1 protein-coding gene is annotated in these 582 nt (G+C 50.3%); it reads left to right on the top strand.

Annotated features, from left to right (window positions below; genetic code table 11):
- A partial coding sequence (locus ABD353_RS39990) for a conjugal transfer nickase/helicase domain-containing protein (RefSeq protein WP_344628609.1) occupies positions 1–582 on the top strand: 582 nt, incomplete at both ends.

The following is a 582-nucleotide window of genomic DNA, read 5'->3' as shown; positions in this document are numbered from 1 at the left end:
GGTATATGGCCACAGCGCCATGCTGGCTTTCAGGCTGCTGCCGGAAGAGGGGCTGCGTTGGCTGATTCGATGGCCCGACGCGTTAAAGGCGCTTTCGATGTTTCTTGCCGGGTATCGGGCGCAATCAGGCGTAGTAGGGGCAATAGTTTTACAAGCCGGGGAGGGCAGCGATAAAACGCCGCCAGTCACACCATCCGCGTTGCCAGAAGCTTGTCCTGATTCAGCTTTTGACGATTACGCCACTTTCTTACAACAGGCACCGCCGCCCTGTGAATATGTTGAAAATATTCCCGATGATTTACCGTCTTTTATGGAGAATGTGGAAGGAGCCGATCTTTCTTCTGAACCGGCATTGTGCCGCTTTCATCCTGCTGGTGAGTTGTTTATTGACTGGCTCAGACAATCTATACAGCAGAAAAAAACGATAGCCAATGAGCCGGATGGTCACGTATATGTGATCGCGGGGGCTGTATTCCTGAAAACTCCGTCAATTTTTCATAGGTTTATGGCGGAACAGAGGGAGGCACTGCGACCATTAAAAATAGACAACTGGCGTGATGTTCAGCGCCAGTTTGAAAAAAT

It is taken from the genome of Kitasatospora arboriphila (assembly GCF_039528095.1).
Lineage (GTDB): Bacteria > Actinomycetota > Actinomycetes > Streptomycetales > Streptomycetaceae > Kitasatospora > Kitasatospora arboriphila.
The sequence above is the reverse complement of the archived record's forward strand: the minus strand, read 5'-3'. Positions and strand labels throughout refer to the sequence as shown.